The organism is Vreelandella boliviensis LC1 (genome assembly GCF_000236035.1).
GTDB classification, from domain to species: domain Bacteria; phylum Pseudomonadota; class Gammaproteobacteria; order Pseudomonadales; family Halomonadaceae; genus Vreelandella; species Vreelandella boliviensis.
In genome coordinates this window covers 149,893-163,317 of the sequence record NZ_JH393257.1, presented here as the reverse complement: position 1 = coordinate 163,317, position 13,425 = coordinate 149,893, and the positions used below count along the sequence as shown (strand labels likewise).

11 protein-coding genes and 2 tRNA genes are annotated in these 13,425 nt (G+C 52.8%); 7 read left to right on the top strand and 6 right to left on the bottom strand.

What is annotated here, in order from left to right; genetic code table 11:
- Window positions 1-62: 62 nt before the first annotated feature.
- Complete coding sequence (locus KUC_RS00710) at window positions 63-749, top strand: hypothetical protein (protein WP_007111136.1); 687 nt, start codon at window positions 63-65, stop codon at window positions 747-749.
- Window positions 750-804: 55 nt separating this feature from the next.
- Here KUC_RS00710 and KUC_RS00705 read toward each other — a convergent pair whose 3' ends face one another.
- Together KUC_RS00705 and KUC_RS00700 are read right to left on the bottom strand one after the other, a co-directional pair.
- Window positions 805-1,737, bottom strand: a complete 933-nt coding sequence (locus tag KUC_RS00705) for an alpha/beta fold hydrolase (protein WP_007111135.1) — start codon at window positions 1,735-1,737, stop codon at window positions 805-807.
- Window positions 1,738-1,814: 77 nt separating this feature from the next.
- Window positions 1,815-2,426 (bottom strand): TetR family transcriptional regulator, encoded by a 612-nt coding sequence (locus tag KUC_RS00700; RefSeq protein ID WP_007111134.1) that lies wholly within the window; start codon window positions 2,424-2,426, stop codon window positions 1,815-1,817.
- A 215-nt stretch (window positions 2,427-2,641) separates the two neighbouring features.
- On the opposite strand from KUC_RS00700, the gene KUC_RS00695 reads away from it, so the two are divergent.
- Window positions 2,642-3,673, top strand: a complete 1,032-nt coding sequence (locus KUC_RS00695) for a succinylglutamate desuccinylase/aspartoacylase family protein (RefSeq protein WP_007111133.1) — start codon at window positions 2,642-2,644, stop codon at window positions 3,671-3,673.
- Window positions 3,674-3,880: 207 nt separating this feature from the next.
- Window positions 3,881-5,335 carry a catalase gene (locus KUC_RS00690; protein WP_007111132.1) on the top strand — a complete coding sequence of 485 codons (1,455 nt, stop codon included), beginning with the start codon at window positions 3,881-3,883 and terminating at the stop codon, window positions 5,333-5,335.
- 45 nt (window positions 5,336-5,380) lie between these two features.
- Here the strand turns inward: KUC_RS00690 and dusA are convergent, their stop codons facing one another.
- Together dusA and KUC_RS00680 are read right to left on the bottom strand one after the other, a co-directional pair.
- On the bottom strand, window positions 5,381-6,454 hold the full coding sequence (dusA, locus tag KUC_RS00685) for a tRNA dihydrouridine(20/20a) synthase DusA (RefSeq protein WP_007111131.1): 1,074 nt from the start codon (window positions 6,452-6,454) through the stop codon (window positions 5,381-5,383).
- Window positions 6,455-7,041: 587 nt separating this feature from the next.
- A complete protein-coding gene (locus KUC_RS00680; RefSeq protein WP_007111129.1) occupies window positions 7,042-7,848 on the bottom strand; it encodes a sulfite exporter TauE/SafE family protein in 807 nt (268 codons plus the stop codon).
- 143 nt (window positions 7,849-7,991) lie between these two features.
- Here KUC_RS00680 and KUC_RS00675 point away from each other — a divergent pair, with 143 nt between their 5' ends.
- Window positions 7,992-8,588, top strand: coding sequence for a hypothetical protein (locus KUC_RS00675; protein ID WP_007111128.1), 597 nt, complete (start codon window positions 7,992-7,994; stop codon window positions 8,586-8,588).
- 5 nt (window positions 8,589-8,593) lie between these two features.
- On the opposite strand, the gene KUC_RS00670 is transcribed toward KUC_RS00675, so the two are convergent.
- On the bottom strand, window positions 8,594-9,118 hold the full coding sequence (locus tag KUC_RS00670) for a helix-turn-helix domain-containing protein (RefSeq protein WP_035563045.1): 525 nt from the start codon (window positions 9,116-9,118) through the stop codon (window positions 8,594-8,596).
- A 303-nt stretch (window positions 9,119-9,421) separates the two neighbouring features.
- On the opposite strand from KUC_RS00670, the gene gltX reads away from it, so the two are divergent.
- The 3 genes from gltX (at window position 9,422) to KUC_RS00655 (ending at window position 11,274) form a co-directional block, all read left to right on the top strand.
- A complete protein-coding gene (gene gltX, locus KUC_RS00665; protein ID WP_007111126.1) occupies window positions 9,422-10,906 on the top strand; it encodes a glutamate--tRNA ligase in 1,485 nt (494 codons plus the stop codon).
- Window positions 10,907-11,040: 134 nt separating this feature from the next.
- A tRNA-Ala gene (locus tag KUC_RS00660) sits at window positions 11,041-11,116 on the top strand.
- Between the two features lie 82 nt (window positions 11,117-11,198).
- Window positions 11,199-11,274 (top strand) — tRNA-Glu (locus KUC_RS00655).
- Window positions 11,275-11,954: 680 nt separating this feature from the next.
- Here KUC_RS00655 and gltA read toward each other — a convergent pair.
- Window positions 11,955-13,241, bottom strand: a complete 1,287-nt coding sequence (gltA, locus tag KUC_RS00650; RefSeq protein ID WP_007111124.1) for a citrate synthase — start codon at window positions 13,239-13,241, stop codon at window positions 11,955-11,957.
- Window positions 13,242-13,425 lie beyond the last annotated feature (184 nt).

Here is a 13,425-nt window from a genome sequence, read left to right as displayed (position 1 = left end):
CTAAACTGGACTAAGCTGGTAGCAACAATACATCACCGGCTAAGTACCGGGGAGGAGTCGCCATGAACGATCTGCTGCACGCTGCTACGCAATTTCCGACCATCGTCTTTACGTTTCTACTTGGGCTGTTAGCCCTTTACTGGCTATTAGTGATTATCCGCTTAGTCCCTTTAGAGTTGTTTGAGCGCGATAGCCTCAAAGAAGATCATCTCGCTAGCACGTTGGTTTCTTTAGGCTTCGCGGGGGTTCCCGCCACGCTGGCATTAACGGTGATTCTGACCATTGCAGCAGTTCTTACATTGGCGATCGAACTGTTGGTGTTGCGTTGGCTGCCACTCGGCTTGATACGTATCCCGGTAGGAGTGCTGGTGCTATGGGGTGCGCTGGTGGTTGCATCGCCCGTGGCGGCGATGCTCTGCCAAGCGTTGCACCGTGGGCTGCACCGGTACCGGCCCTTCACCCGGCGTTGCCTGCTGGGCCAAACGGTCGTAGTGACTGAGCGTCAAGGTACAGGTGAGCAGGCGTTCGCAGTGATCGAGAATGAGCCCAGTAGCACGGTCAAACTGCTTAGCAAGCATGATGCACTGCCTGTGCAGGGGGAGCGCCGAGTACTGGTGAAGTATTTAGCTGAGGAGGGGGCTTACCGCAGCGTCTCTGAGCAGGCGTATCTCGAAACACGGGTTCGTTTGAAAAGGCTGCGGCTAAATCAGAAAAACCGCCATTCACCCCATTACTCTACCTCTCACTGACACGATATTTTTACATAGGCTAGCCACCGGGAAGCACACACCTTAGGCATCCCGGTTATTTCCACCAACGCCGCCACTGCTGCGCCAGCCATTGTACGGCACGCTGCCAGCGAGTGGCATTTTGCATTTTATAAACTGGGGTTGGGCGAGGTGCGGGTGGGGTTAAAAAGTGGTGAATGGGATCAACTTGTGCTGGTTTATCCAACATGGGTGCATGACCACAGTTAGGTACGCTAAGCGTCACAAGTTTAGGATGTGCTTCGGCCATCCGCGGCAGTGTTTCTGGGTCTAGTAGCGTCGACTCCTCACCGCGTATCACCATCACCGGGCAACGAATGGCCACCCAGTCCGCCCACATGTCTCGCGGTGTATCATGCACAAACTGTTCGCCGATACGCGGATCAAAGTGATACGTCCAACTGCCATCCGGTAGCCGACGGGCACTGTTTAGCGCTAGCTCGCGCCGTGCGGATTCACCGGTAATACCGAAACTAGCGTAGTGCAGGTTGAGCTCTTGCTGGAGTTCGCTAAACGTAGAGAAACGGTGGGTAACGCCGAAATAGCTGGAAAGACCAATAAGGCCCTGGGTGTTCAGCTCGGGGCCAACGTCGTTAAGGATCAGCCGGGAAATACGCGCGCTGTACTGTGGGTCAGCAGCGATCAACATGCCAAGCAGGCCACCCATTGAGGTGCCCAGCCAATCAACGTACTCGAGTTCAAAGTGGTCGAGTAACGCGATCGCAACGGTTACGTAATGGCTATAAAGGTAGTCGTGGGCAGGGAACAGCGACCAACTTGATAACCCGCGACCTGGGGTGTCTGGGGCGAGAATCCGCCATTCACTGCCGAGTTCCCGCGCCAGCGCACTAAAGTCACCACCGTGGCGAGCAAGGCCATGCCAAGCGATCAGGGTGCGGGGGGCGGTAGGGTTCCAGATGCGTACGGCCACTTCTAATTCGCGTACGCGGACAAACTCCAAGGCATCCATAGTGTGCTCACACGGCTATAACAATAACGCCAGTATTAACACACTTGCTGCATTGCAGCGAGAGCTGGATTAACTGTTTAACGCTGCATCAAACGAATAGCGGTATCAATCAGCTCGCCACCGCGTTCACTAATCGAAAAAGCCTCGGGGTTACGTAGCCAGTCGTGGAAAAGGCCACCCAACATGGACTGCATTAGGCGCGTTGCTACTTCGGGGCTAAGATCTTCACGCAACAATTGCTGCTGTTCAGCGAGTACAAAGACATTCAGCATCTCTTCAAAACACTCGTTGCCGATCTGCTCCTGCATGTCGAGCGGGTTAATATCGCTGAAGAACTCGCAGCGATGCAGCAAGATGGAGAGTATTCGCTGGTAAGAGGGCTGCTCAAGGCGCACCAAGCCCGCATGACAGGCTAGCCGTATAGACTCCAGCGGTGATAGTTCGGCGTCAGCTTTGTCGACCTCATCCATCAATGACTGAAAGGGCATGCGCACCTGTTCAACCAGCGCCATGAAAAGATCGCCTTTATTTTTAAAATGCCAATAAACGGCACCGCGGGTGAGGCCTGCATGGCGAGCAATTTGCTCAAGGGAAGTGCGCGCCACGCCTTTGGCAAAGAATACCTCTTCAGCAGCGTCAAGCAGTGCTGCTCGTGTAGCAGCCGCTTCTGCTTTGGTCTTTCTTGCCATGGAAATGCAACCTCATAATCGACACAGTATGGTCACATTTTAACCTAAGCAGCAGAACATTTACATTCAAAACTGTATGGATAAATGTCCCATCTCATAACGTGGATTAACAAATTCGTCATTTCGCGACTGAAAGCGTATAAACAGGCAATGAGACTGGCCCACAGCGTACTAATGTCGTGAGCATACCCGATTAAAAAAACAGGATAGAAAGCATGGCGCGAGCTCCTTTTCAGCTGGGCGAACATACCATTATGCCCGGCCAACGCTTACAAGTTGATGTGCCGGTGGCGCGCTTATATACCCATACGCCGCTGCATATTCCTGTCGAGGTCGTTCATGGCCGCAAGGATGGCCCGGTGCTGTTGGTCTGCGGCGGTATTCACGGTGATGAAATCAACGGGGTGGAAATTGTCCGTCGAGTGCTGCGCTCGAAAGCGATTAGTAGCATCCGCGGTACCTTGATCGCTGTACCGGTTGTGAATGTACTTGGTTTCTTGCAGCAAACCCGCTACTTGCCCGACCGGCGTGATCTCAATCGCTGTTTTCCAGGCAGCGAGTCGGGGTCATTAGGCGGCCGTATTGCAAATCTGTTTCGCGAACAAATTGTCGATCACGCTACCCATATTATTGACCTACATACCGGCGCAATCCATCGCACTAATCTGCCGCAAATTCGTGCCCAACTCCGTCCTGGAAGCGAAACCGAGCGCATGGCCGATGCTTTTGGTGCGCCCGTAGTGCTGAATGCGGAACTGCGTGAAGGTAGCCTACGCCACTACGCCCAGACGCGCGGGATTCCAGTGCTAACCTATGAAGCCGGTGAGGCGTTGCGTTTTGACGAGTGGGCGATTGCCCCAGGTGTTCGCGGGGTTCTGCGAGTAATGCGCCGGTTAGGCATGCTGTCCGGTGAGCAGCGCCACCGCACGCCAGCACCCGCTGAACTGGCTAAAGGGTCAAGCTGGGCGCGAGCTCCCATTGACGGCATTATGCGTCCCAAGGTGCGCCTAGGCGCCCGCGTTGCCAAAGGTGAGGTGCTGGGCAAAGTCGCTGACCCCTTTGGTAATGACGAGGGTGAAGTGCGCGCCGTAGCTGATGGTATTGTTATTGGCATGAGTCGCTTGCCGCTGGCCAACGAAGGCGAGGCGCTCTTTCATATTGCCCGCTTTGATGAAATTGATGAGGCTGAAACGGCTGTCGAGAGCTTTAACTCTAGCTTGGTGCCGCCGCCTGATTCTTTTTATTAATCGCAATTCATAATTAAAAGCTATCGCTATGAGAGTTAAGGATTAGCTACTGTAAATGGCAAGTTAGCAGCCGTTTGACTATACCTAAAACTGGGCTTTGTTAGCGGCTGCTAAAATGATAACAACTAAAACAAATAGCTAAGCTTTCATCGTACTCGAACGAGTGGCGGTCAAATGCCACGTCTACCGTGACATGGAGGAAAAGCGATGACGAGCGATAAACCTAAGCACACCACAACGGATGCGGGCATACCGGCTACTAGTGATGAACACTCACTTACCATAGGGCCCAACGGCCCAATTCTGCTCAACGATCACTATTTGATTGAGCAGATGGCAAACTTCAACCGTGAACGTATCCCCGAACGGCAGCCTCACGCAAAAGGCGGCGGCGGTTTTGGGCACTTTGAAGTGACTCACGATGTAAGCAAATATACCAAAGCAGCAGTGTTCCAGCCGGGCACAACGACTGAAACGCTGATGCGCTTTTCAACCGTGGCAGGCGAACGGGGCAGCCCAGACACTTGGCGCGATCCGCGCGGTTTTTCGATCAAGTTCTACACCACGGAAGGCAACTTCGACATGGTGGGGAACAATACCCCGGTGTTCTTTGTGCGTGATCCGATGAAGTTTCAGCACTTTATCCGCTCGCAAAAGCGCCGTGCGGATACCAACCTGCGCGACCACGACATGCAGTGGGACTTCTGGACGCTGTCGCCTGAATCGGCTCACCAAGTAGCCTGGCTAATGGGCGACCGGGGTATTCCGAAAACCTGGCGCCACATGAACGGCTACTCCAGCCATACCTATATGTGGATTAACGCCACGGGCGAGCGGTTTTGGGTCAAGTACCATTTCAAAACCGATCAGGGCATCGACTTCCTCACCCAAGAAGAAGCGGACAAAATGGCCGGCGCCGACGCTGACTACCATACCCGCGACCTCTACCAAGCTCTTAAAAATGGCGATCACCCCAGTTGGACGCTGAAAGTGCAGATCATGCCGTTTGAAGAGGCGAAAACCTATCGCTATAACCCCTTCGATCTGACTAAAGTGTGGCCCCATGCGGACTACCCGATGATTGAAGTGGGTAAACTCATTCTGGATCGTAATCCCACGGATTATCACACCGAGATCGAGCAGGCGGCATTCGAGCCCAATAACATGGTGCCAGGTACCGGTTTAAGCCCTGATAAAATGCTGCTGGCGCGAGGGTTCTCCTACGCCGATGCCCACCGTGCGCGGCTAGGGGTGAACTATAAGCAGATCCCCGTGAATTCGCCGAAATCGCCAGTGCATAGCTACACCAAGGATGGCGCGATGCGGATGCATAATGTGACCGATCCGGTCTATGCGCCCAATTCGAAAGGTGGCCCCTCTGCCGATGCCGAGCGTTATCCCATGGATAACACTTGGGAAGTGAGCGGCGACTTTGTACGCACAGCTTACACACTGCGCAAAGATGACGACGATTGGGGGCAGGCCCATACCCTGGTGCGGGAAGTGATGAGTGACGCCCAGCGTGACCGCTTGGTTTCAAACGTTATTGGCCACCTATCGGATGGCGTTACGGAGCCGGTGCTTCAGCGTGCGTTCGAGTACTGGCGCAATATCGACCAAGAAGTCGGCGACCGCATCGCTAAATGTGTGAAAGGCGGCTAACGCGCGGCTTTTAAGTATACGGCGCGCCGCCTGTACCTTTAGCGTTTAAGCGGGAAGGGTGGCAGAAAGGGAGGCGGGCTGTGTGTCTTGAGTCTCTGGCTCACGCACCAAACTCAATGCTTCATCAAATAGGCGCAATCCTGCGCCTTCTTTATGGGCGTGTTCTGATAAATGCCGCCGAAAGCGCCTGCCGCCGGGGCAACCCTGAAACAAGCCCAGCAGGTGGCGGGTAATGTGGTTCAGCTTTGCACCTTCATCCAAGCGCTGCTGAATATACGGACGGAAAGCCTTTGCTGCATCCAAGCGGCTTGCCGCCGGCCCTTGCTCACCAAATAGCTGCTCATCGACACCGGCGAGCAGCCAAGGGTTTTGATACGCCTCACGGCCCACCATCACGCTATCCACATGGGTGAGCTGCGCTTGGCACTCAGCCAGCGTTTTAATCCCGCCGTTAATGCCGATATGCAATTCAGGGCGGCTCTGCTTTAGACGGTGAACCCGAGGGTAGTTAAGCGGCGGCACATCGCGATTTTGTTTAGGCGACAACCCCTGCAGCCACGCCTTACGGGCGTGAACGGTAAATACCTCGCAGCCTGCGTCGGCAACGATAGCGATAAACCGCTCAAGGTCGGCGTCTTCATCCTGGTCATCAATCCCAATACGGCACTTCACTGTAACCGGAATAGACACCACTGCCTGCATCGCCCGCACTGCCTCGGCCACTTTTTCGGGGTAACCCATCAAGCACGCGCCAATCATATTATTCTGTACGCGGTCGCTTGGGCAGCCGACATTCAGGTTCACCTCATCATAGCCCCAGGCCTCAGCAATTGCCGCGCACTCCGCCAGCTCACCAGCATCGCTGCCGCCTAACTGCAGCGCAAGCGGATGCTCCACCTCGCTATAGCCCAAAAAGCGCTCACGGGGCGTTCCGTGCAAAATCGCACCGGTAGTGACCATCTCGGTATACAGGAGCGCCCGCTTGGTTAACGTGCGTGCTAGCGCTCTAAAATCGCGGGTCGTCCAATCCATCATGGGCGCGACGGAGAAAGTTCTATCCAGCTCAGGACGGACAATGCCAGACTTTATGCGGGTTTGCGCGGTTGTGGTATCATTCATAACTGTTCATATTTACAGTGGTTGAGCGGCGTTTTTCATGGTTCGTTGGTACATATTTGGTACGTGAGCCGCTTTTGATTTGGTACATCTGAGGGGCAAGTATGGCAACGATTCGCAAGCGCCGTAAAAAGGACGGCAGTTTCTCATATCTAGCGCGTATTCGCATTGCGCGTACTGGTCAACCTGACTACTCAGAATCAAAAACATTCTCCAGGAAGGCAATGGCTGAAGACAGTTAATGCCGAGCGCTAACTCCGAAAAATAAAAAACTCACTTCTTACTTCGATAATGATATTTAAATTTTCTCTACTTAGCGCGGAAGGAAAATTATTATTAAACTAAAACTCGGCGATTTGCCATGGTTGGGGATAAAGGCTTAGGCGATAGGAATAACAAGACAAGCGGAAAACAGACTACTTTGTGATTCTATCCTCCCTCTGCTCTCAACAAACTTTAACATGGCCCGGTAGTTTTCCGGCAGTGTAACGTTTTCCGGCAGCCTGAGTCTTGCTGCTCATTGCTGCTTTACAGTGTGATCATTCGTGTATAAATGCGTAACCCGTTCTTCTGTAAGAGGTACATGGCATTCAAGCCGTAAACACCGCATAGACCATCTGCAGTGCCAACCCCATCAGCATAAAAGCGAATACCCGTTTGAGGAGTTTGACGGGTAGCCTATGCGCTAACTTTGCCCCTATGGGGGCGGTAAGGATGCTGAACGGTGCCATGAGCAGTAGCGCGGGCAGGTAAACGTAGCCGAGCGTTGCACTAGGCAGCCCTTGGGTAGACCATCCGTTGATTATGTAGCCAAGTGCACCGGCAACGGCAATCGGTAGCCCCACGGCTGCAGAGGTGCCAATCGCGCGGGGTAGCTTGACGTTGCACCAGGTGAGAAAGGGCACTGTGAGTGAGCCACCGCCAATGGCGACGAGCGCGGAAATACCGCCGATGCCCAGGCCCACACCGCTGACGCCGATAGGGCTGGGTAGGCCGCGGCTGGGTTTGGGCTTGATGTTTGCCAGCATCTGGAGTGACATTAGCACCATAAAGCAGGCGAAAAAGATGGCTAGGCCACGGGTGGGAATCAGCGCAGCGATAAAGGTCGCCAAAAAAGTGCCGATTAATATGCCAGGGGTAATAAAGCGCACGATGTCCCAGCGAACGGCTCCGTGCCGGTGGTGGGAGAACAAGCTAGCGGTAGAGGCGGGAATGATGGCCGCCATGGCGGTGCCTAAGGCCAAGTGGGCCAGGTGTTCGTGGGGCACGCCTTGGAGTACAAAAAGGGAGGTGAGAATCGGCACCATAATGCCGCCACCGCCAATCCCCAATAACCCCGCCATTAAGCCTACAAAACCGCCCAGTGCTACATAGGCCAACCACCAAATGATGTCCAAAGCCGCTGCTCCTAAAATGTCTTGTTAGCATGATAAGCACATTGTACCGGAAGCGGCGCATGTAGCGGGGTCAAAACAAGTATTCCACTGTGGTGGCAGCTATGCAGTGGTAAGCTGCAGAACAAGTAATATTTGGAGTGTGTATGCGCAATGTAATAAGCAGTGTTGGCGTGTTGATGATAACCGTTGCACTACTGGCGGGCTGTGGCGAAACAGACGAGCCGAGTGAATCGGTGTCAACCGCAGAACAAACGTCAGCCCCCGAGCCGACAGCTGCCGATACAGAAGTTGCCGAGGCGGAAGACGTTGAGCCGCTTGTCGTCGAGATAACGGCGCATGTATCGCTGCGCAGCGATCGACGTTTAATGGTCGAGGGCGAAAGCAATTTACCTGACGAGACGCTGGTGCAGATTATTGTCGAACGCGAGCTCAGCAGCGGGCGTTGGCGGGAGCGGACACGTGTAGAGAATGGTGTGTTTGCAGCGGGGCCATTTGGCCCTGGTAGTGGCTTCCCCGATGGCGGCTATACAGTGCAGGTTGAGGTTTCCGAAGGCAGTGTGCAGCCGGAAGCCGTTCAGGCGCGGATTGGCCACAAAGGCCAGCACCTGGCAGGAGAGCTGGTAAGCCAATCCCGCCATGGGCTGGGCCAAGTGGCCACCTACTCACGACGCTTCTTGGTGGGGAGTGAGCCAAGGCAAACGCGTGACCAGGTGGAGGTGCTAGAGAGTCCGGGGAGGTAGACGCTTTAGGCAGGATGCCAATGGGCTAACAGTACTGCATGAATCGAAGTATCGCTTGGGGCTTTGGCGAAGTGCTCAATGACGAAACGATCGTCGCGTTGCACTACATAGTGGCCCGCTTTGTGAAACACATGAGTCGGCCCGAGCAACAGCAGGTCACCAGCATTAACGGGCGAAAAGTCTGTACCTTGGCCAGGTGTTGCCATCACGCACGGTGCTTTCCAGTCAATGTTCAGCGGGAGATGACTGGGCACTTTAATGGTCGTTGCCTGTACCTGTTCCCAGGGGAGGGGACCAGTGTGGGTCAACGTTAATAGCTCGGGTGCACTGTCACCTTCCAATAGTGTTGCCAGGGAGCAGTCGAGTGCATCAGCGAGCGCGACAAGGCGTTCGTGACCGATCTGCTTGATCGCCCCAGATTCCCAATAAGAAATGGTGACATCTGACACGCCAACTTTGCGTGCGAGGGCAGCTTTGTTGAGCTTGGCCCTAAGCCGCAGTTGCTTGATACGTGAGCCTAGCGATTCCATTTCGTCTTCCTGATGATGAGCTAACAAGCTCGTTGAATGTCTTCCACTATAATAATCTTTGCTAATATAGATAGTGGCTCTATAAACACACATTATCGGTCTGTCTCAAGCTTGGGGTATTCGCCCAAAGAGTTGCTGCAGAGACATACTAAGCGATTGTGCTTTAGCGCGCATTAGTGGACAAATAACGTTGAGTTAATTTCTCTGACGCTTTCTTACGCTAGTTGTTCCCTGCGTGACGCTGTTGGTTGCGCCTAAGGTGCGTATAATATCGCCATGCATTTTTGCCAATAGGACGTTTTCATGACCGTACGTACTCGCATCGCACCTTCTCCAACAGGAGATCCCCACGTTGGTACGGCCTATATCGCGCTTTTTAACCTCTGTTTTGCGCGTCAGCACGGTGGCCAATTTATTCTGCGTATTGAAGACACTGATCGGGTGCGTTCTACACCTGAGTCGGAACAGATGATTCTCGATTCGCTAAGTTGGTTAGGTCTGGAGTGGGATGAAGGCCCGGATGTTGGCGGCCCCTACGGCCCATATCGGCAAAGCGAGCGGGGTGATATTTATGCTCAATACGCCCAGCAACTGTTGGATGCTGGGCATGCATTTAAGTGTTATCGCACCAGTGAAGAACTGGATGAACTTCGTGAAACCCGCAAGGCAGCGGGCCTGCACCTGGCATTGAAACCTGCTGATTTAGCGCTGGAAAGCCAAGAGCAAGCACGCCGTGAGCAGGAAGGCTGGCCTTACGTGGTGCGCATGAACGTGCCCGCTGAAGGCGTGTGTGTGGTTAATGACATGTTGCGCGGTACCATTGAAGTCGAGTGGGCGCAGGTGGACGCGCAAATACTGCTTAAATCAGACGGTATGCCCACTTATCATCTAGCCAATGTGGTCGACGATCATCTCATGGCGATTACTCATGTGCTGCGTGGGGAGGAGTGGATTAACTCAGCACCAAAGCACCAACTGCTGTATGAGTATTTTGGTTGGGAAATGCCGCAACTTTGCCATATGCCGCTGCTGCGCAACCCGGACAAGTCCAAACTTTCTAAGCGCAAAAACCCGACTTCCATCAATTATTATCGTCGGATGGGTTTTTTACCCCAGGCTGTTACCAACTATTTGGGGCGGATGGGGTGGTCGATGCCCGATGAGCGCGAGAAATTCAGCCTCCAGGAAATGATGGCGGAATTCGATGTTCAGCGTGTCTCGTTAGGTGGCCCGGTATTTGACCTGGAGAAACTAACCTGGCTGAACGGTGTTTATATCCGTGAAGATCTGGATGACGATGCACTGTTGAGCGCACTGCGTGACTGGGCCTTCAATGAAGCCTATGTTAAGCAGATACTGCCGCAGGTAAGGCCGCGGGTAGAAACGCTCTCTCAGGTGATGCCGTTGGCAGGGCACTTCTTCTCGGGTCTTCCGACGCTAACAAAAGAGTCGTTTGAAAGCGTGAAGCTTGAGGAAGAAGAGCTGGTCAAGCTGCTACAGTTCCTTGTCTGGCGGTTCGAGGGCGTTTCGGCTTGGAATAAAGAGGCGCTGCTGAGCGAAGTTAAGCTGCTGGCCGAGCATTTTGATTTAAAAATGAAAGTGTTCCTGGCACCCGTATTTATTGCCATTACCGGCAGCACCTCAAGTACCTCTGTGATGGACGCCATGGCAATTCTTGGCTCTGACGTTACCCGGGCGCGGCTGCGTAGTGCGATAGAGGTCTTAGGCGGCGTATCTAAAAAACAGACGAAGCGCTTTGAGAAAGAATTTCGTGAAATAGCTTTGTGAAATAGCTAAGTAAAATCAGCTAACCACAATTGATATAGTGTTAACGCCAATTTCTTATCTTTAAGGAATTGGCGTTTTTCATGTTGACGAAGGTCAGTGGAATCAGTATTATACGCTCCGACTCAGCGACATGTGGGGCCTTAGCTCAGCTGGGAGAGCGCAACACTGGCAGTGTTGAGGTCAGCGGTTCGATCCCGCTAGGCTCCACCAATTCGTATAGCTATTTAGAAATGGCGTATGAATAGAAGCTCGATAGGTCGCGCTTTTTAGCGTCTTTTAGTTAGTGTTATACGTCCCATTCGTCTAGTGGTCTAGGACACCGCCCTTTCACGGCGGTAACAGGGGTTCGAACCCCCTATGGGACGCCACTACTTCAGTATCCTTCCTAACGTTTATTTCTCTAGCAATGAGCTCTCTCATCTGCTGGCTTTTTGTATTCCTGACATTCACAAAAGAGCTACAAATCGATAATTTTTGGTCGATTTTGTGCTTGACTTGTCCACTTTTGCGAATCTGTTTCTAAGGTTGTGCACAACCCCTTGTTGTTGACGTAAAAAATCTTTAACAGAACTTAAATTGTTTAAAAACAATGACTTGCTGTAGATCAAAAAATAACCAATTTAAGGCTGGCCCACTGCCCATGGCGATTTCGGGACGTTTTAAAGTGGTTGTGAACAGGGTTATCCACAGATAGTGTGGAAAACCCTGTTCAAGGCCCAGGAGCAGAAAAGTCAAGCTTTATTAGGGTCTGATTAGGCATTTTTAATGGTAGCGGTATAGGCGAAAGAGTGATTCAGAAGGGGCGAAGTAAAGCGCTAGCAAATTGAACCGCTGGCGCGGCTGACTATCGACTCGGCCTATGTTCAGCTCTGCAAGGGCAGAGGCTGGCCTCTAAGGAGCAAGCTTGTTTGAGCTATCTAAATGTGTTGTAGCATGATTATTGGTGTGTGAATGGTGCGTTGTTGGCCCAAAATGCATAGCGTTAATCAGCCCATACGCAAAAGGCCACCTTCGGGTGGCCTTTATTCATACTATCAAGCGGGGTGACTTATTTTTTCGGATAGTCACGCTGGTCGTGGCCAATATAGAGCTGACGCGGACGACCGATTTTGTAGCTTTCGCTGAGCATTTCGTGCCAATGCGAGATCCAGCCAATGGTGCGCGATACCGCGAAAATTACGGTGAACATATTGGTAGGGATGCCCATCGCTTTCAGGATGATGCCCGAATAGAAGTCTACGTTCGGGTACAGCTTACGCTCAATGAAGTACTCGTCTTCAAGGGCAATTTGCTCAAGACGCTTGGCAATCTTGAGCTGCGGGTCGTCGGCCATGCCGAGTTCTGCGAGCACTTCGTCACAGGTCTCTTTCATCACCTTGGCGCGCGGGTCAAAGTTGCGATAAACGCGGTGACCAAAGCCCATTAGCTTGAACGGGTCGTCTTTGTCCTTGGCTTTATCTACAAAGTGCTGGATGTTCTCTTCAGAGTCTTCGCCGATTTCGTCAAGCATGGTCAGTACGGCTTCGTTGGCGCCGCCGTGAGCGGGGCCCCAAAGTGCCGCGATACCTGCGCTAATACAGGCGAACGGGTTGGCGCCCGTAGACCCTGCCAAGCGTACAGTCGAGGTAGAGGCGTTCTGCTCGTGATCCGCATGCAGCATAAAGATGCGGTCCATGGCTTTCGCGTATACCGGGTTGATTTTGTACTCTTCGCACGGGTTGCTGAACATCATGTAGAGGAAGTTCTCTGCGTAGCTCAGGTCGTTGCGCGGGTAGTTAAAGGGCTGACCGACATTATATTTATGCGACATTGCCGCTAGCGTAGGCATTTTGGCAATCAGGCGGATTGCGCTGATCACACGATCTTCTTCTTGAGTGATGTCCATGTGGTCATGGTAGAAAGCAGCTAAGCCGCCCACTACACCGCACAAGATAGACATCGGGTGCGCATCGCGACGGAACCCTTTAAAGAAGTTGTTGATTTGATCGTGAACCATTGTGTGGTTACGAATGCGCGATTCAAAATCCGCGTACTGCTCGTCGTTAGGTAACTCACCAAACAATAGGGTGTAGCACATCTCAACGAAATTAGACTCTTTGGCCAATTGGTCAATGGGGTAGCCGCGGTGAAGCAGCACACCTTTGCCGCCATCAATGTAGGTGATGGCAGATTGGCAGGAAGAGGTGGCCATAAAGCCGGGGTCGTAGGTGAACAGGCCTTCAGCGCCTAAGCCGCGGACGTCAATGACGTCGGGGCCAAGTGTGCCGGAGTACATAGGTAGATCGATCGGTTTATCCAGACCGTCTACCGTCAATGTCGCTTTCCTGTCAGCCATGCTGGCCTCCTTTCGAATTCGGGTTGGGACGTAAAGTCATTGCTGCGCATACCGCGCCGGCGAAAAGGCTTGCCCACTATAGAAGTGTGCGACATTTTGTCAATTAGCCTAAACGCTAGTCACGGGTTGTACAAATATTGTTGTTATGAATAATTTTTGTATATGATGAGTGAGCCTGCATTAT

Coding starts and splice junctions, on each gene's coding strand:
- KUC_RS00710 (WP_007111136.1), top strand. CDS start 63: ATGAACGATCTGCTGCACGCTGCTACGCAATTTCCGACCATCGTCTTT.
- KUC_RS00705 (WP_007111135.1), bottom strand. CDS start 1,737: ATGGATGCCTTGGAGTTTGTCCGCGTACGCGAATTAGAAGTGGCCGTA.
- KUC_RS00700 (WP_007111134.1), bottom strand. CDS start 2,426: ATGGCAAGAAAGACCAAAGCAGAAGCGGCTGCTACACGAGCAGCACTG.
- KUC_RS00695 (WP_007111133.1), top strand. CDS start 2,642: ATGGCGCGAGCTCCTTTTCAGCTGGGCGAACATACCATTATGCCCGGC.
- KUC_RS00690 (WP_007111132.1), top strand. CDS start 3,881: ATGACGAGCGATAAACCTAAGCACACCACAACGGATGCGGGCATACCG.
- dusA (WP_007111131.1), bottom strand. CDS start 6,454: ATGAATGATACCACAACCGCGCAAACCCGCATAAAGTCTGGCATTGTC.
- KUC_RS00675 (WP_007111128.1), top strand. CDS start 7,992: ATGCGCAATGTAATAAGCAGTGTTGGCGTGTTGATGATAACCGTTGCA.
- KUC_RS00670 (WP_035563045.1), bottom strand. CDS start 9,118: ATGGAATCGCTAGGCTCACGTATCAAGCAACTGCGGCTTAGGGCCAAG.
- gltX (WP_007111126.1), top strand. CDS start 9,422: ATGACCGTACGTACTCGCATCGCACCTTCTCCAACAGGAGATCCCCAC.
- gltA (WP_007111124.1), bottom strand. CDS start 13,241: ATGGCTGACAGGAAAGCGACATTGACGGTAGACGGTCTGGATAAACCG.